We start from the raw sequence: 17,507 nt of genomic DNA, 5'->3' as shown, positions 1-17,507 counted from the left end.
GGGCGGGTCTTGCGCGGGCGGAAGAACCGGGCCATCTGTGCGGGACTGGCTCCGGGCCCCTCTGGCGGTCCACATGGTACGGACCGCGATGTCGGAGCCCTTCACTTGAGCGGACGGTGCAGCCGTCCCCTTCTGGAGGGTCCGTATGACCGATACGTCTTTTTCCTCTTTCCAGTACGGTTCCGCTTACGGTGAGACGGCGCATTTTGCGGCGCGCCGGCGGTTGGAATGGCTGGCGCGGATGATGGACAGCGCCGTCCGCGTGCCGGGCACCAACATCACCTTCGGCGCCGACGCGATGCTGGGTCTGGTGCCCGGCTTCGGCAATCTCGCCACCACGGCGGTGTCCGGCTATCTCATCCGCGAGGCCTGGAGGCTCGGCGTGCCGCGCGGCAAGCTGCTGCGCATGGTCGGCAACGTGGCGATGGACAGCCTGATCAGCGCCGTCCCGGTCGCCGGCAACATCGCCGACGTGTTCTGGAAGGCCAACCGCAAGAACATGGCGATCCTGGCCGAACATCTGGACCGCCAGCCCCCGCAGGGCGACCGGCCCCATCATCGCCGCCGCTCGGCGCCCTACACCATCGATGGCGAGTGGCGCCGGACGCGGTGACGGAGCGCGCTACTCCCCGCCGAACCTGATGCGGTGGTTCTCCACCATCAACTCGTCCAGCCGGCGGCCGGCGGTGAATCCCGCCAGCCCCGGCGGGACCGGCGTATCGGCGGGAAGCCGCGGGCAGGGCTCGGCAGCGCCGATCACCTGAACCACCGGGTAGCGGGCGGTGTAGACGGGCAGACGCATGTCCTCCCCCTCGTCGGACAGGCCTTTGCTCCGGACCTTGGCGCTCGCCTCCTCGATCTCCATGCCGACGACCATGGTCGCCTTGATTTCCTGCACCGTGCTGGCCCGCAACTCGGCGCTGCGCCCCGGATAGAAGCGGTCGACCATGGCGTCGAGCGCGCGGGCCTTGGCCTCCGGCTCCTCCACGATGCGCGCGGTGCCGAAGCACATGGCCGACCGGTAATCCGCCGAATGGTTGAACCCGCAGCGGGCCAACACGAGGCTGTCGAGATGCGTCACGGTCAGGCAGACCGGCAGGCCGTCGCGCTGCGACCGCAGCATCCGGCTGGCCGAGGAGCCGTGCCAATAGAGATGTTCGCCCTCCCGCCAGAAGGCCGTGGGAGTGCAGTAGGGCTGGCCGTCGACGACGTAGGCGATGTGCGCGATCATCGCGGCGTCGAGGATAGCGTGAACGGACTCCCGATCATAGCGCCCCCGCTCGTGCAGGCGCTTCACCCGGTTGCGGTCGGTGACGGGATAGCTGTCGGACGGAACGGCCTCGGACATCGCGGAACTCTCTTCGCGGCGGTGGACAACGGCACCATTAGAGCCTAGCCATTGGTCCGGCGTGAGAGCCAATTGCGACCTTGTCGACCGGACCAATCCGATGCCCGCCGATCTGTCCGACCTCATGCTCCTGCCCATTGACCGGACGGGCGGCGAGCCGCTGCTGCGGCAAGTCTACCGGGAGCTGCGCCGGGCCATCCTGTCCGGCGCCCTGCCGCCCGGCGGGAAGTTGCCACCGACGCGCGCCCTGGCCGAACGGCTCGGCGTCGCCCGCAACACGGTGGTCGCCGCCTATGAGCAGCTTCTGGCCGAGGGCTTCATCGAAGGGCGCGTCGGGGCGGGCAGCTTCGTGTCCTGCGACCTGCCGGACGGGCTGGAGATTTCGCCGCCGGAACCGCCCCGCCAAATGCCCTCCCCGCCGCCACCGGCCAACCCCTTCGGCACCCTTCCCTTCAGCACGGGGCGCTGCGCGCTGGACGAGCGCAGTTTGCGAATCTGGCGCAGCCTGACCCTGCGGCACCTGCAACGGCCAGACCCGGAGATGCTCGGCTACGGCGAGCCCGGCGGCCCGGCGGCGCTGCGGCAGGCCATTGCCCGCTATCTGAAAACCGCGCGGGCGGTTCGCTGCGAGCCGGAGCAGGTGGTGATCACCGCCGGCGCCCAACAGGCCATCGACCTCGTGCTGCGCGTTCTGCTGCGGCCCGGCGATCCGGTGTGGCTGGAGGACCCCTGCTACCCCGCGGTGCGCGCCGCCCTGGAGGCCGCGCGGGCGCGCGTCGTGCCGGTGCCCGTCGATGGGCAGGGGCTGGAGGTGGCGGCGGGCGTCGCCGCGGCGCCGGACGCCCGGCTGGCCTATGTCACCCCGTCCTCCCACTACCCGCTGGGGGTCGTGCTGTCGATGGCCCGGCGGATGGAGCTTCTGGCCTGGGCGCGCGCGGCCGGCGCCTGGGTGCTGGAGGACGATTACGACAGCGAGTTCCGCTACGCGGGCCGCCCGCTCGCCTCGCTCCAGGGGATCGACGGCGGCGGGCGGGTCATCTACGTCGGCACCTTCAGCAAGGTCCTGTTTCCCGGTCTCAGGCTGGGCTACGCCGTCCTGCCGCCCGAACTGCTGGACCCGGTGCTCACGATGCGCCGCCTGACCGACTGGCACCCGGCAACGCTCTATACGGGTGTGGTGACGGATTTCCTGGAGGAAGGGCACTTCGGTCCGCACCTGCGGCGCATGCGCCGCCGCTACACGACCGCGCGGGACGCGCTGGCCGACGCCATCCGCGGCCACCTCTCTCCCTGGATGGAGGCGGAGGTGCCGGAGCAAGGTATGAAGCTGATCGCGAGGCTGCGCCCCGGCCTGTCGGACCGCGACGTCGAGGCGGTGGCGGCCCGGCGCGGCATTGCCGTCCGCCCGGTCAGCCCGATGCACATCGCCGTCCCACCGTTGCAGGCGCTGATGCTGGGATTCACCGGCCACGAGCCGGGAGCCCTGCGCCACGCCGCCCGCGAACTGGCCGCCGCGTTGGCGGCTGCACGATTAGACGTCTAATCCTCATTTTCGGACGCAGACGAGTTAATCCCGAAAAGCCTACATCCGCCAATGCGCCGCCCGGCGCCACACCCCCTGGCTTTCCCCGGCCGCGCGGCAATCCCGTCCCTATGGGGTAACCCGGATACCCCGTTTTCGGCCCACTCCCCTCCCGTCGTTCGGCGCGCCCTACTCCCGATACCCTGTGCAAGGCAGGCCCCAACCTTGCGACGATCAAGCTGCACGCCTGTTGAGGGGTGGCGCCGGTCCTTCGCCGTCTCCAGGCGTTTTTTGCCGGCGTCCAGTCCATTCGAATACGGAGATTTTTCTTACAATGTGCGGCATCAGCGGGGAAATCCGCTTCGATTCTCGCCCGGCCTCCGCGTCCGCGGTCGGCTCGATGACCGAAGCCCTGGCGTTGCGCGGCCCCGACGGGCAAGGCGTCTTCGCCCATGGCCGGATGGCCTTCGGCCACCGGCGGCTGAGCATCATCGACCTGTCCGAAGCGGCGCAGCAGCCGATGACCGACCCCGAACTGGGCCTCGGCATCGTCTTCAACGGCTGCATCTACAATTACCCGGAACTGCGGGCGGAGCTGGAAGCCAAGGGCTACCGCTTCTTCTCGCACGGCGACACCGAAGTCCTGCTGAAAGCCTATCACGCCTGGGGTCGCCGCTTCGTCGAGCGGCTCTACGGCATGTTCGCCTTCGCCATCTGGGAGCGCGACAGCGGGCGCGTCACGCTGGGCCGCGACCGGCTGGGCATCAAGCCGCTCTACCTGTCGGAGACGGCGGGGCGGCTGCGCTTCGCCTCCACCCTGCCCGCCCTGCTGGCCGGCGGCGACATCGACACCGCGATCGATCCGGTGGGGCTCTACCAATACATGAGTTTCCACGCCGTCGTTCCGGCGCCGGGGACCATCCTGAAGGGCGTGCGCAAGCTGCCGCCGGCCACGCTGCTGACGCTGGAGCCGGACGGGCGCCGCACCGAGGAAACCTATTGGGAGCCGGTCTTCGGCCCGCAGCCCGGCGACGAGCGCATGTCGGAGAACGACTGGCAGGACGCCGTTCTGTCCACGCTGCGCAAGGCGGTGGAGCGGCGTCTGGTCGCCGACGTGCCGGTCGGCGTGCTGCTCTCGGGCGGGCTGGACAGCTCCGTCATCGTCGCCCTGCTGGCGGAAGCCGGACAGACCGGCCTGCAGACCTTCTCCATCGGCTTCGAGACGGTGGGGCAGGAGAAGGGCGACGAGTTCCAGTATTCAGACCTGATCGCCCAGCGCTTCCAGACCGACCATCACAAGCTGTTCATCGACAGCAGCCGCGCCCTGCCCGCCCTTCAGGACTGCGTGCGGGCGATGTCGGAGCCGATGGTCAGCCACGACGCCATCGGCTTCTTCCTGCTGTCGCAGGAGGTGTCCAAGCATGTGAAGGTGGTACAGAGCGGCCAGGGCGCCGACGAGATCTTCGCGGGCTACCATTGGTACCCGCCAATGATGGAGGCGATCGATCCGCTGTCCACCTACGCCCGCGTCTTCTTCGACCGCAACCGCGCGGAAATGGCCGAGGCGCTGAACCCGCAATATCTCACCGACGAGGACGCGGCCAGCGCTTTTGTCGCCGCCCACTTCGCCCGGCCCGGTGCCGACCGCCCGGTGGACAAGGCGCTGCGCCTCGACACCACGGTCATGCTGGTGGACGACCCGGTGAAGCGGGTGGACAACATGACCATGGCCTGGGGGTTGGAGGGGCGCGTGCCCTTCCTCGACCACGATCTGGTCGAACTCGCCGCCCGCGTCCCACCGGAGCTGAAGCTGCGTGACGGCGGCAAATACGTGCTGAAGGAGTCGGCCCGCCGGGTGGTCCCCTCCGAGGTCATCGACCGGCCCAAGGGCTATTTCCCGGTTCCGGCGCTGAAGTATCTCCGCGGCCCTTATCTGGAGCTGGTGCGCGACGTGCTGAACCAGCCCGCCGCGCGGGAACGTGCGCTGTTCCAGCCGGCTTATCTGGATCGCCTTTTCAGCGATCCGGAAACCCACATCACGCCGCTTCGCGGCTCGAAGCTCTGGCAGGCCGCCCTGCTGGAATTCTGGCTGCAAACCCACGGGATCTGACACAGCAAGATGACGATGATACAGAACCGCAACGAAACGGCCTTCCGCATCGAACGCGCCCTGGTGTCCGCCCTGATGGACGAGGACGCGCCGCGCCCGAGCCGCCGGACGGGGGCGGGAACCGGGCCGATACCGTGCGCAGTGGTGAATTGCGGCTGGGGACGCCTGCTGTTCGCCAACACCTTTCCCGATGTCGGAAAGCTGATCGAGGCCATGCGGCAGGAGGGACCGGGACGGCGCGACATCGCGCTGTACCTGGAGGACCCGCATGTCGCGCTCTCCCAGGCGCCGAACGAGCTGTTCCTCGACCCCTCGCACACCTACCGTCTGCGGCTGGCCGGCTTCCGGCCCGGCATGGAGACCCGCGGCTTCACCATCGAGCCGCCACGCGGCCGCCAGGACGCCGACGCCGTGAACCGCATCTACGGCGCGCGTGGCATGGTCACGATGGACCCGGAATTCTGGTGGGGAGAGCGTGACAGCCGCGTGTTGACCCACCTGATCGCCACCGATCCGGTCAGCGGGGCGGTGATCGGATCGGTCACCGGGGTAGACCACGCCCGCGCCTTCAAGGACCCGCAGAACGGTTCCTCCCTGTGGTGCCTGGCGGTCGATCCGCAGGCGGCCTATCCCGGCATCGGCGAGGCGCTGGTCCGCGCGCTGGCCGAGCATTTCAAGGAGCGCGGGCGCAGCTTCATGGACCTGTCGGTCCTGCACGACAACGCGAACGCCATCGCGCTGTACGAGAAGCTGGGCTTCCGGCGGGTGCCGGTCTTCGCGCTGAAGACCAAGAACCCGATCAACGAGAAGCTGTTCGCCGGCCCGGCGGTGGAGGCCAGCCTCAACCCCTACGCCATGATCATCATCAACGAGGCCCGGCGCCGCGGCATCGCGGTGGAGGTGGTGGACGCGGAGTCCAACCTGTTCCGCCTCAGCTTCGGCGGGCGCAGCATCCTGTGCCGCGAAAGCCTCAGCGAGCTGACCTCGGCCGTGGCGCTGTTCCGCTGCGACGACAAGGCGGTGACCCGGCGCACGCTGCTGCGGGCCGGCCTGTCGGTGCCGGACCAGATGACCGCTGACGGCATGGACGACAACGCCGCCTTCCTGGAGCGCCACGGCAGCGTCGTGGTGAAGCCCGCCCGCGGCGAGCAGGGCCAGGGCATCACCGTGGACGTGCGCGACGCGGAGACTCTGGCCTGGGCCATCGGCAAGGCCAAGAAGATCTGCGACACGGTGCTGCTGGAGCAGTTCGTGCAGGGCCAGGATGTGCGCATCCTGGTCATCGACTACCGCGTCGTCGCCGCCGCGGTGCGCCGCCCGGCGGAGATCGTCGGCACCGGCGACCGCAAGATCTCACAGCTGATCGAGGCGCAGAGCCGCCGCCGCGCCGCCGCCACCGGCGGGGAAAGCCGCATTCCGATGGACGAGGAGACGGAACGCTGCGTGCGGGACGCCGGTTTCTCCATGGACTCGGTCCTTCCGGAGGGGCAGACGCTGGCCGTTCGCAAGACGGCCAACCTGCACACGGGCGGCACGCTGCACGACATCACAGACCGCCTGCACCACCGCGTGGTGGAGGCGGCGGTGGAGGCGGCGCGCGCGCTCGACATTCCGGTGGTCGGCCTGGATCTTCTGATCCCCGACCTGCTGGGGTCCGACTACGCGATCATCGAGGCGAACGAGCGGCCCGGCCTTGCCAACCACGAACCGCAACCGACCGCCGAACGCTTCCTCGATCTTCTCTTCCCCTACTCCGCGGTCGATCCGCGGGCGTGACCGTTCAGGAGGTGGTATGGAGCAGGCAGCCTTGACGCGGACCGGAATCGTCCGGCCGGTCATCGACATGGACTATCTGACGGGCCTTCTCCGCCGCCTGCTGGAGATCCCGAGCCCGACCGGATACACCGACCAGATCGTGCATTTCTGCGGCGACGAGTTGCACCGTCTGGGCATTCCCTTCGAGCTGACCCGGCGCGGCGCGATCCGCGCCGATCTGGCGGGGCGGCAGTACAGCCCCGACCGCGCCGTGGTCGCCCATCTCGACACGCTGGGCGCCCAGGTGAAGATGCTGAAGGCGAACGGCCGGCTGGAGGTCGTTCCCATCGGCACATGGTCGGCGCGCTTCGCCGAAGGGGCGCGCTGCACCGTCTACACCGACAAGGGCAGCTACCGCGGCACCATCCTGCCGCTGAAGGCGTCCGGCCACACCTTCAACGAGGAGATCGACACCCAGCCGGTGGCCTGGACCAACCTGGAGATCCGGGTGGACGCCCGCTGCGAAACCCTGGCGGAATTGCAGGTCCACGGCTTCAACGTCGGCGACTTCGTGGCGATCGACCCGCAGGCGGAGTTCGACGCCAGCGGCTTCATCAACTCCCGCCATCTCGACGACAAGGCGGGCGTGGCGGTGATCTTCGCCGCCGCCAAGGCGGTCCTGGACGCCAAGCTGCCGCTGCCGGTGGACTGCCACCTGCTGCTGACCATCTCGGAGGAGGTCGGGTCCGGCGCCTCGTCGGTCCTGCACAAGGACGTGGCGGAGATGGTGACCATCGACAACGGCACCACCGCCATGGGACAGAACAGCCGCGAGTTCGGCGTGACCGTCGCCATGGCCGACAGCACCGGCCCCTTCGACTATCACCTGACGCACAAGCTGCTGTCGCTGTGCCAGCAGCACGACATCGAGCACCAGCGCGACGTCTTCCGCTATTACCGCTGCGACAGCGCCGCCGCCATCGAGGCGGGCAACGACATCCGTACGGCGCTGGTCTGTTTCGGCATCGACAGCTCCCACGGCTATGAGCGCATCCACGCGGACTCGCTGCGCTCGCTGGCCGAGTTGATCGCGCTCTACATGCAGAGCGACGTGGCGATCCCGCGCGACCGCGTCGGCATGGGACCGATGGGCGCCTTCCCCTGGCAACCCACCGCACCGGCGAAGGTCGAAGAGTAAGCTGCCTCAATCCCCCGGCGCCGGCTCCGGCCGGGGCGGCCCCAGCGGGTCGAGCGGGGTGACGGTCGGCGTCGTTTGGGGCAGCGGGCGGAAGCTGGCCTGCGCCTCGGCGGGCGGCGGCGGACGCATCCGCGTGCGCCACAGGCCGTAGAGCGTCGCCGACCCCGACCCCGCCGCGATGAAGCCGAACAGCGCCTCCGGACCGGCAAAACTCATCGCGGCCGAGGCCAGCGGCGGCCCGATGATCGCCCCCACCGAATTGGCGAGGATCAGGCCGCCGCTGACCGACACCACATTGTCCGGCCCGGCGTGGTCGTTGGTGTGGGCGGCGCAGACCGGATAGAGCGTGAAGGCCAGCCCGCCGAACAGCGGCGCCACCAGAAGCAGCGTCTCCTGCCGCCCGCTTCCTTCCGCCAGGATCATGCCGACGCTGACGAGCGCCAGCGCCGCCGACAGGCCGATGATGACGGCGCGCCGGTCGAAGCGGTCCGACAGCCGCCCCAGCGGCCATTGCAGCGCCACGCCGCCCAGAATGAGGGTCGTCATGAACAGCGCCGTCCCCGACACCCCGAAGCCGGAGGTCGCGCCGAACACCGGGGCGAGGCCGTAGATGGAACCGGTCACCGTCCCGCTGATGAAGACGCCGACGACGCCGAGCGGCGACGCCTCGTACAGCCGCCGCAGGCCGTAGGATTCGACGTTGGGCAGGGTCGGCGGCGTGGTCCGGGTCAGCGCCACCGGCACCAGGGCGAGCGTCAGCAGGATGGCGATCATCATGAAGATGCGCACGCCCGCCTCGTCGTCCAGCTGCAGAAGCTGCTGGCCCACCGCCGAGGCGGCATAAAGGGTGACCATGTAGAGCGACAGGATCTGCCCGCGCGTCTCGTTGTTGGCCGTGCCGTTCAGCCAGCTTTCGATGCAGATGTAGAGGCCGGCCATGCAGAAGCCCTCGACCAGCCGCAGCAGGGTCCACAGCGGCACGGCGGCGAACAGGGCGTGCGACAGCGCCGCCGCCGACAGGACGGAGGCGAAGGCGGCGAAGGCGCGGATGTGGCCGACCCGCGTGATGACCCGGTGGGCGAACAGGGAGCCGCCGGTCAGCCCGGTGTAGAAGGCCGCGGTGATCAGGCCCACCGCGACCGCGCCGGAGTCCGTGCCGGCCAGCCGCAGGCCGATGAGCGTGCTGAGCGCGCCGTTGCCCAGCATCAGGAATGCGACCCCGAGCAGGAGCGAGAGTACCGACCGTGCAACCTGCGGCATGTGTCCGACCACCTGTTCCTTTCACGAAAAACCGGCGCCGCAGCCCGGAGGCCACGGCGCCGGCACTTGGATGGCACCCGCCGAATGGCGAATCAACCCTTGTAATTCGCGGATTCGATGGCGTCCCAGCCATTCCACAGAATAACAGAAGAGGTACCGCTGGGGGAGCAGCGATACCTCTTCCGGTTGAGCGTCCGATCGTCTCCGGGCGGCTTGCCCGGTGTCCGGCTATTCCGCCGGGGTGGCGATCAGCGTCTCAGGCAGGGTGTCCTTGCGGATGCGCAGGAGTTCCTTCCACTTCTTGAGCGCGGCGATCAGGATCACGAAGCCGAGCGACAGCATGATGATCGAGATGCCGGCGTTGAAGACGTTGTAGCCCTTGGCCAGCGGGTTCAGGTAGACGTTGGTGACCATCCAGTAGCCGGCGTAGTTCACCGTCACGAACAGGTAGGCCAGCGGGACGAGGCAGGTCAGCATGTAGACCCGCTTCTGGCCCAGGCGCAGGATGATCGTGGCGCCGATGATCAGGCCGACCGAGGCCATGAGCTGGTTCGACACCCCAAACAGCGCCCACACCGAGTTGATGTCGCCCGATGTCAGCAGGTAGCCCCAGGCCACGCAGGCCAGCACGCTCGCGGCGATCGAACCGGGCACCCAGTCGAGACGCTTCAGCGGGGCATAGAGGTCGCCGCCCAGGTCCTGGATCAGGTAGCGGGCCACGCGGGTGCCGCTGTCAACGGCGGTCAGGATGAACACCGCCTCGAACATCACGACGAACTGGAAGAAATAGGAGGCCAGCGTGCCGAACCACGGGATGCGGGTGAAGATTTCCGTCATGCCGACCGCAAGCGTCACCGCACCGCCGGTCCGTCCGTAGAGGTCGAGGCCGATTTCCTGGCTGAGCCGCGGCAGATCGACGACCTGCATGTTCAGGGCCTGGAAGGCGGCGGGCGTGGAGTTGATGGCGAAATAGTCGGCCGGGTGCAGGGAGGTGGCGGCGATCAGCGCCATGACGCCGACCACGCATTCCGCCAGCATGCCGCCGAAGGCCACGGTGCGGATGTCGCTCCATTTGTCGATCAGCTTCGGCGTGGTGCCCGAGCCGATGAAGGCGTGGAAGCCGGAGATGGCGCCGCAGGCGATGGTGATCGAGATGAACGGCCACACCGGGCCGGCCAGCACCGGGCCGCCGCCATGGATGAAGTCGGTGAGCGCCGGGAAACGGATTTCCGGGTTGATGAAGACGACGCCGACGACGAGCGCGCCGAACACGCCGATCTTCATGAAGCTCGACAGGTAGCCGCGCGGGGTCAGCAGCATCCACACCGGCAGCGCGGTGGCGAAGAAGGCGTAGATCGGCAGGATCAGCGCGACCGTCTCGGCGTGCAGCGTCAGCCAGTTGCCCAGCACCGTGCCCTGGATGTAGGGGCCGGCGAAGACGGAGGCGGCGATGGCGGCGATGCCGACCTGCGTGGCGCCCTTGGACGAGCCGGTGATCTTCTCGTAGAGGCCGAGCGCCACGGCGATCGGGATCGTCATGAAGACCGCGAAGGCGCCCCAGGCGTTGCGCTCCAGCGCATGGACGACGACCATCGACAGGCCGGCCATGGTGATGGTGATGATGAACAGCATCGCCAGACCGGTGCACCAGCCGGCGACCGGGCCGAGTTCGGCCTTCGCGACCTCCGACAGGGACTGGCCCTTGTGCTTCATCGAGGCGAACAGCACGACCGTGTCGTGCACCGCGCCGCCGATGACGCAGCCGATCAGCAGCCACAGGAAGCTCGGCAGATAGCCGAACTGCGCGGCCAGCACGGGGCCGACCAGCGGGCCGGCGGCGGCGATCGCCGCGAAATGCTGGCCGGCGTTCACCCACTTCTTGGTGGGAACATAGTTTCGCCCGTCGGCCAGGATGTGGGACGGCGTCACCTCGGAATCATCGGCACGGAGCACCTTGCGCACAAAGAACACGCCGTAGAAGCGGTAGCAGAGGGCGAGGATGCAGAGTGTCGCGATCACAAATGTTAGGGCGTGATCCATGACAGCTCTCCTTGGAAGGAACTGCCGTCACTGTAGGAGCGGTTGCGCCGCTCGTGTGGTGCGCTCCCCGGAGCGGCGCCATGGCGTGGCGAGCGGTCGGAATGCGGGGATGAGCGGTGGGGGGTTATAATCCCTCTCCCCTCTGGAGGGCTTTGCGAAATCGCCGAACGCCTTCAGTCGTGATTCCCTTCCTTGCTTCTCGGGACGGGGGCGATCATGCGTGTTGGGGTGTGCGGTCAGCTGAGGTTGGCGGACGGTCTGGTCCGGGCTCCGGAGAACGGGGTTCTGGACCAGATCGCCGGTGCGGTGGACTGGGCGGCGCTGGAGGTGGTGCCGCGGTCCCTGCGCAACCGACGCTCGCACGCCGGGGGGCTCCGCGATAACCGCCGGTGCTGCTGCGCTGCCTGCTGCTGGGGCTGTGGCACGGCGGGCTGTCGGACGCACCATCCGGTCTTGGCGCCCCGGCCCAAGCGACGCAACCGCCGTCTTGCCCAGGTCCGCTTCGCCGTGGAGCAGCCGTTCGCCGTGTTCAAGGAGCGGTACGGCTTGCGCCGCCTGCGCCTTTTCACCCAAGCGCGCAATCACGTGCAGGTCCTGCTCGCCTGCTGCGCCTACACCCTGCGCCGGGCCGCCGGCGTCGGGGCGGACTGATGGGCGAGATCCGCCCGCAGGCCGCCGAGCGGCGGAAAAAAACCCCGACTTCGGGCGCCATTGGGCCGCTTTGGCACGGGAAATCCGCGGCCAAACAGGAATGTGATCCTGCTTCGCCGCGGAATACGCTCATAACACCCAATTTTCGGCTCTATCAAAAAGCTCTCAGGAGGGGAGAGGGAATTTACAGCCCCGCATGGGTGGCGGTGTGCCGCCGGGACGGGTATAGTGTGGGGTCTTGTTCGCCTCATGCTTTTTCAGGACCCCACCGCCTTGGACCAGACCGCCGTTCCCACCCCCCAGTCCGCCACCATCGCCGAGCGGGTCGCCAAGACCGGCATTGACGAGGCGATGATCGAAGCCCTCGTCCGCACCTTCTACGGCAAGATCCGCGACGATGCCCTGCTCGGTCCCGTGTTCGGCGCGGCGATCACCGACTGGGAGCCGCATCTTGTGAAGATGATCGACTTCTGGTCCTCCGTCGCCCTGCTGACCCACCGCTACGACGGGCGCCCCCTGCCCGCCCATGTCCGCTTCGACATCGGGCCGGCGCATTTCGAGCGCTGGCTGGAGCTTTTCCGCGAGACGACGGCCGAGGTCTGCACGCCCGAGGCCGCCGCCTTCTTCGAGGACCGCGCGGCCAACATCGGGCGCAGCATCCAGATGGGAGTGGATTTCTTTCGCAAGCAGGCCGCCGCCGACGCCGGCCGCTGATCAGGCCCCGCGCACCGGTTTGCCCTTCACGCCCCAACTGTCCGTGAAGTCGCGCACGCCGGGGATGGTCATCATATGGGCGTCCTTGACGTAGATGAACTGCTTGGGGCCAAGCTCGTACTCCATCATCGTGATGCCCTTGGCCCGGCAGCGCTTCTGCTCCTCGGCCCCGATGCGGCGGTCGGAGACCACCATGTCGGGATGCTCCAGCCCGACCCCGGCGCAGAAGCTGCGGAAACCGCTGTTGGTGCCCTCGGCGACGAGGCGCGGCTGGGTGTCGGGCGTGCTGTTGAATCGGCTGGCCGCAGTGCCGACCGCCCCCCGCATCGACGGGCTGCCGACGATCCAGATTCCGCGCTCCTCCGGCGGTGGCTTCGGCACGGTCGGGGGCGGCAGGGTGGCCGTCTGCTGCGGCGGTTGGAATCCGGGGAACTGGCAACCGGCCAGCGCCGCCGCGACGGCGACCATGGCAAGGCCTTTCGACAGGGATGGCACGCTGTTGTCTCCTCCTTAACCCTTGCACGGCGCGACGCCCTCAGACGCCGCTGGTGATAGCAACGCTCAAGCCGGCCCGATGGCTCCAAGATGACGCGCGAGAGCGGCTTCGAGAAGGCGCGGGGTCACCGGCTTGTGCATCAGGCCAAGACCGTGCCGGGCGGCATCGCGCTGCGGTTCCGGTCCGATTTCTCCGGTGACGATGAGGCCCGGCACGTCGGCGCCGAACAGGTCGCGGACGCGCAGGATGGCCTCGGTGCCGACGCGGCCCTGGCGCAGCCGGTAGTCGGCCAGCACGATGTCGGGCCGCCGCCCGTTGGTGCGCAGGCGGTCCAGCGCTTCGCCAGTGCTCCCGGCGGACAGCACCTCGAACCCCCACTCGCCCAACATCGCCGTCAGCCCCATCAAAACGATGGCGTCGTCCTCCACGACCACGGCCAGCCGTCCGCCCCCGGTCGCGGTCATGGCATCGGCCCGTTCCGTCCGGGTGGCGCTCGTCGGGGGACGCGGCGCGTCCTGACGGATCAGAGGAACACTGACCGAGAAGATCGAGCCGCGCCCCGGACGCGACACCAGATCCACCGGATGGTCGAGCAGCCGCGACAGCCGGCGTACGATGGCGAGGCCGAGGCCGAGGCCCTGGTCACGGTCGCGCTCTGGATTGCCGATCTGGTGGAACTCCTCGAAAATACGCTCCCGCTGCTCGGGCGGGATGCCCAGGCCGGTGTCATGCACCTCGACGCACAGGCGCGTTCCCTGGGGACGGCAGTCGACCATCACGCGGCCCCGGTCGGTGTAGCGGATGGCGTTGTCGACCAGATTGCGCAGCATCCGCCCCAGCAGGACGCGGTCGCTGCGCACCGTCCCGGTGAAGGGAACCACCCGCCAGTCCAGCCCCTTGGCCTCGGCCAGCGGGGCGTAGGCGGCGGACAGCGGGCCGAGCAGGTCGGCGACCGGGAATTCCTCGATTTGCGGCGCCACCACCCCGGCGTCGAGGCGCGACACGTCGAGCAGGCTGTCCAGCAGGTCCTTCAGCGTATCCAACCCTTGCTGGAGCCGGTCGAGCGCCCGCTTTCCGGCCTCGCCGGCGACATGGGGGCCCAGCGCCCCGGCGAACAGCAGGATCGACTGCATGGGCTGGCGCAGGTCGTGGCTGGCCGCCGCCAGGAAGCGGCCCTTCGAGCGGTCGGCCTCCTCCGCCGCCTGCTGGGCGCGCCGGATGTCATGGATGTCCACCGCGGTGCCGATCCAGGAAACGATGGCGCTTCTTTCCCGCACCGGCACCACGCGGCACTGGTGCCAGCGCCACGCCCCGTCGGCGCGCCGAACCCGGATGTTGCTCTGATAAGGCGAACCGGCGGCGATCGAGCGCGTCCTCAGCTCGATGAAGGCGGAACGGTCGTCCGGATGGATGGCCTTCCAGTTGGACATGGTTTCCACGTCCTGGCCGGTGTAGGCGCGCAGCTCGACATTGTAATATTCGGGGGTGCCGTCCGGGCGGTTGATCCACATCAGCAGCGGCGTGTTGTCCACCAATGTGCGGAACCGCGCCTCGCTCGACCGCAGCGCCTCCTCCGCGCGCTTGCGGGCGGTGATGTCGCGGGCCACCCCGACGACGCCGATGGCGGCTCCCCAGGCGTCGCGCAGAGGCATGACGCTGATCATCAGGACGCGCGTGCCCTCCTCGATGGGGAAAGGCAGCTCGTCCTCCACCGTCTCCTCCCGCCCGGTGGCGATCACACGCCCGCACAGGTCGTCGAGCCGCTCGGCCTCTTCCGGCGGGAACAGGTCCTCGTCGGTCAGGCCGACCACCGCCTCCCGCGTCCGTCCGAACAGGCGCGCGGTCGCCGAGTTGACCAGGGTGAAGCGGCGTTCCCGGTCCTTGGCGAAGATCGGGTCGGTGACGCTCTCCAGAAGGCTCTCCAACAGGGCGTTCTTGTCCCGCAGCAGCGTCTCCGCCGCCTGGGCGGCGCGGTGGGCGGCCTGGGTTTCCATCTCGTGCATGGCGAGGCGGGCGAACTCCTCCAGATCCCGCTCGTCCTCCGCACTAAATTCCGGATGGGGCTGGTGATCGAGCAGGGAAAAGGTTCCGATCCGCAGCCCGTCCGGCGCGATCAGCGGCGCCCCGGCGTAGAAACGCAGGTGCGGCGGCCCGACCACCATGTCATGGTCGGCGAAGCGCTCGTCCTCCCGCGTGTCGCGCGCGACCAGCACCGCGTCGCCGAGGATGGTGTGGGCGCAGAAGGACAGCCGCCGCTCAAGGACCATCGTCTCCAGGCCATAGCCAGCCTTGGACCATTGCCGCGTCTCGTCCACCAGATTGACCATCACGATGGGCATGCGGAAATGGCGCGCACCCAGCCGGGCCAGCCGGTCGAAGGCTGCTTCCGGCGGCGTGTCCAGCACGCCGTAGCTCTTCAGCCGGTCGAGCCGGGCGCGCTCATCCGATGGCCATGTCGGCTCGATGCTGCTCAACGTCACCCCTTACGAACAAGACGCGGACAAGACGCTGATGGTCGGGCGCAGACGCGCCTGAACCATGATGTGGGCAGGGCCGAGGCTTATGGAAAGACGCGGAGCAGGTTTCCCTTCCGCCCCCCTCCGGTCTTCGGCACAATTGCTTTGAATGCAAACCCTTTGAGCCCGGGCAGAGAGCCGCCCGCGACCCCACATGACCAGAAGCCGTTCCCCGTCCCCACTCGGAGCACAGCATGAAGGACAGCAGGCCGAACCACGAATCCGCCGCCTACCGCATCGCTTTCGAGGACCGCGATTTCCTGTTGAGCGAGCCGATGCGCGGGGTGCGCTTCATGCTCGAATACGCCAAGCCGGAAGCGGAGCTGAAGGCCTGGGGCATCCGGTCCACCATCGTGGTCTACGGCAGCGCGCGGGTGCCCTCGCCGGAGCGGGCGGAGCGGCTTCTCAGCGACGCCCGGACGCCGGAGGAGCGGCAGCTGGCCGAGCGGCGGGCCAAGCAGGCGGCCTGGTACGAGGAGGCGCGGACCTTCGGGCGCATCGTGTCGGAGCGCGGCGGCGCCCTGGCGCCGACCGAGGACGGGCAGCGGGACAACGTGATCGCCACCGGCGGCGGTCCCGGCCTGATGGAGGCCGCCAACCGCGGCGCGCAGGAGGCCGGGGCGCCGAGCATCGGATTCAACATCAGCCTGCCCCAGGAGCCGCACCCCAACCCCTACAGCACGCCGGAGCTGACCTTCCGTTTCCATTATTTCGCCATCCGGAAAATGCATCTGGCGATGCGCGCCAACGGGCTGGCCATCTTCCCCGGCGGCTTCGGCACCTTCGACGAGGCGTTCGAGATCCTGAACCTGCTCAACACCAACAAGGCGTCCCGCCTGCCCATCGTCTTCGTCGGGCGCGACTACTGGAACGAGGTGGTGAATTTCCGGGCGCTCGCCGACCACGGCATGGTCAGCGCCGCCGATCTGGAGCTGTTCGACATCGCCGACACGGCGGAGGAGGCGTGGGACTGCATGACCCGGCTCGGCCTCAAGCGCGGCAACCCGCCGCTGGGTCCCGCCGGCACCGGCCTGTCGGCGGCCGACGAGGAGGCCTGAGGCTCAGCCCGGCGGCGGACTGTCGACAGCCGGAGCCGTCGGCGCGGGGGCGTTCAGCGCCACCCGCCCGACGCCCGGAATCTTGACCGCGAGATCGAAGGGATCGACCCCGAAGGTCATGCCCAGCAGGTTCACCTCGAACCCCTCCTCCTTGGCCAGGAGCAGACCGGCGAGGCCGAACAGGCTGACCTGCCAGCCGGTGCCGCTGGGCGCCCGCGCGATCAGGCCGGTGCCCAGATAGTCCTTGCCCAGCGCCGTGGAGGGCAGGTCGAGCCGCAGGTCCGGCACCGCCCGCCCCACCCAGGCGGCGAAGGTGTTGCTGTTGGGACCGGGCCAGATGCGGTATTCCCCGGCGTAGGGATAGCTCCGGGCGGCCTCGGCGATCTTGGGGATGGCGGCCTCGGCGGCGGGGCCGCGCAACTCGGCCAGCACGGCGGGGGCGGAGCCGAACCAGCGCCCGTCCGGATCGCGGTTGCTGACCGCCACCGCCGGCAGGCCGCGGTAGACCCGCCAGCCGATCACTTCGTAGACGGTGTAGGCCGACGCCCCCGCCGGCTTCACCGCGAACCACGGGTGCGTGCCGAAGGCGCCGCGCCAGGACAGGGCACGGGCGGCATAGACCTGCACCACCGCCTCCGGCGTCATCGCGGGATCGGGGGCGAGACCGACGGACGTACGGTCCGCCCGGCTCCAGTCCACGCCCAGCGTCGCCGTGCCCGACGCGATCACGAAGGCCGGACCGGCCAGCAGCAGGACCAGCGTCATCAAAATCACCAGGATGGTGGCCGCCATTCTTTTCCGCACCGCTCCCTCTCGCCTCGTGGGCCGTTCCCCAGATA

General features: G+C 69.0%; 14 protein-coding genes. 8 read left to right on the top strand and 6 right to left on the bottom strand.

What is annotated here, in order from left to right:
- Nucleotides 1-145: 145 nt before the first annotated feature.
- Nucleotides 146-613 (top strand): DUF4112 domain-containing protein, encoded by a 468-nt coding sequence (locus tag JJL56_RS25985; RefSeq protein WP_200486850.1) that lies wholly within the window; start codon nt 146-148, stop codon nt 611-613.
- 9 nt (nt 614-622) lie between these two features.
- Here the strand turns inward: JJL56_RS25985 and JJL56_RS25980 are convergent, their stop codons facing one another.
- Nucleotides 623-1,348: a pyridoxamine 5'-phosphate oxidase family protein gene (locus JJL56_RS25980; RefSeq protein ID WP_145624206.1), complete on the bottom strand. Its 726-nt coding sequence runs from the start codon at nt 1,346-1,348 to the stop codon at nt 623-625.
- 100 nt (nt 1,349-1,448) lie between these two features.
- Between JJL56_RS25980 and pdxR the strand changes: the two genes are divergently transcribed.
- The 4 genes from pdxR to JJL56_RS25960 all read left to right on the top strand — a co-directional run bounded on the left by pdxR (nt 1,449) and on the right by JJL56_RS25960 (nt 7,933).
- A complete protein-coding gene (gene pdxR / locus JJL56_RS25975) occupies nt 1,449-2,891 on the top strand; it encodes a MocR-like pyridoxine biosynthesis transcription factor PdxR (protein WP_200486849.1) in 1,443 nt (480 codons plus the stop codon).
- 313 nt (nt 2,892-3,204) lie between these two features.
- Nucleotides 3,205-4,980, top strand: a complete 1,776-nt coding sequence (locus tag JJL56_RS25970) for an N-acetylglutaminylglutamine amidotransferase (protein ID WP_200486848.1) — start codon at nt 3,205-3,207, stop codon at nt 4,978-4,980.
- A gap of 9 nt (nt 4,981-4,989) precedes the next feature.
- The gene (ngg, locus tag JJL56_RS25965) at nt 4,990-6,756 is read left to right on the top strand and encodes an N-acetylglutaminylglutamine synthetase (protein ID WP_145624212.1); all 1,767 of its coding nucleotides are present in this window, start codon (nt 4,990-4,992) and stop codon (nt 6,754-6,756) included.
- A gap of 31 nt (nt 6,757-6,787) precedes the next feature.
- Nucleotides 6,788-7,933 carry an osmoprotectant NAGGN system M42 family peptidase gene (locus JJL56_RS25960; RefSeq protein WP_345772647.1) on the top strand — a complete coding sequence of 382 codons (1,146 nt, stop codon included), beginning with the start codon at nt 6,788-6,790 and terminating at the stop codon, nt 7,931-7,933.
- A gap of 6 nt (nt 7,934-7,939) precedes the next feature.
- Here the strand turns inward: JJL56_RS25960 and JJL56_RS25955 are convergent, their stop codons facing one another.
- Entirely contained in the window at nt 7,940-9,193 is a 1,254-nt protein-coding gene (locus JJL56_RS25955) for an MFS transporter (protein WP_200486847.1), read from the bottom strand.
- 228 nt (nt 9,194-9,421) lie between these two features.
- Nucleotides 9,422-11,233, bottom strand: coding sequence for a carbon starvation CstA family protein (locus tag JJL56_RS25950; RefSeq protein ID WP_200486846.1), 1,812 nt, complete (start codon nt 11,231-11,233; stop codon nt 9,422-9,424).
- Between the two features lie 216 nt (nt 11,234-11,449).
- Here JJL56_RS25950 and JJL56_RS25945 point away from each other — a divergent pair, with 216 nt between their 5' ends.
- Both JJL56_RS25945 and JJL56_RS25940 read left to right on the top strand, forming a co-directional pair.
- On the top strand, nt 11,450-11,884 hold the full coding sequence (locus JJL56_RS25945) for a transposase (protein ID WP_200486845.1): 435 nt from the start codon (nt 11,450-11,452) through the stop codon (nt 11,882-11,884).
- A gap of 273 nt (nt 11,885-12,157) precedes the next feature.
- Nucleotides 12,158-12,598, top strand: a complete 441-nt coding sequence (locus tag JJL56_RS25940; RefSeq protein ID WP_247891260.1) for a group III truncated hemoglobin — start codon at nt 12,158-12,160, stop codon at nt 12,596-12,598.
- On the opposite strand, the gene JJL56_RS25935 is transcribed toward JJL56_RS25940, so the two are convergent.
- Nucleotides 12,599-13,093 carry a substrate-binding domain-containing protein gene (locus JJL56_RS25935; protein WP_200486844.1) on the bottom strand — a complete coding sequence of 165 codons (495 nt, stop codon included), beginning with the start codon at nt 13,091-13,093 and terminating at the stop codon, nt 12,599-12,601.
- Between the two features lie 66 nt (nt 13,094-13,159).
- Nucleotides 13,160-15,574, bottom strand: a complete 2,415-nt coding sequence (locus tag JJL56_RS25930; protein WP_200486843.1) for a PAS domain S-box protein — start codon at nt 15,572-15,574, stop codon at nt 13,160-13,162.
- A 230-nt stretch (nt 15,575-15,804) separates the two neighbouring features.
- On the opposite strand from JJL56_RS25930, the gene JJL56_RS25925 reads away from it, so the two are divergent.
- Nucleotides 15,805-16,668 carry an LOG family protein gene (locus JJL56_RS25925; protein WP_145624227.1) on the top strand — a complete coding sequence of 288 codons (864 nt, stop codon included), beginning with the start codon at nt 15,805-15,807 and terminating at the stop codon, nt 16,666-16,668.
- A gap of 3 nt (nt 16,669-16,671) precedes the next feature.
- Here the strand turns inward: JJL56_RS25925 and JJL56_RS25920 are convergent, their stop codons facing one another.
- The gene (locus JJL56_RS25920) at nt 16,672-17,460 is read right to left on the bottom strand and encodes a DUF3750 domain-containing protein (protein ID WP_145624229.1); all 789 of its coding nucleotides are present in this window, start codon (nt 17,458-17,460) and stop codon (nt 16,672-16,674) included.
- Nucleotides 17,461-17,507: the final 47 nt, after the last annotated feature.

Source organism: Azospirillum aestuarii (genome assembly GCF_016632405.1).
Lineage (GTDB): Bacteria > Pseudomonadota > Alphaproteobacteria > Azospirillales > Azospirillaceae > Azospirillum > Azospirillum aestuarii.
The sequence above is the reverse complement of the archived record's forward strand: the minus strand, read 5'-3'. Positions and strand labels throughout refer to the sequence as shown.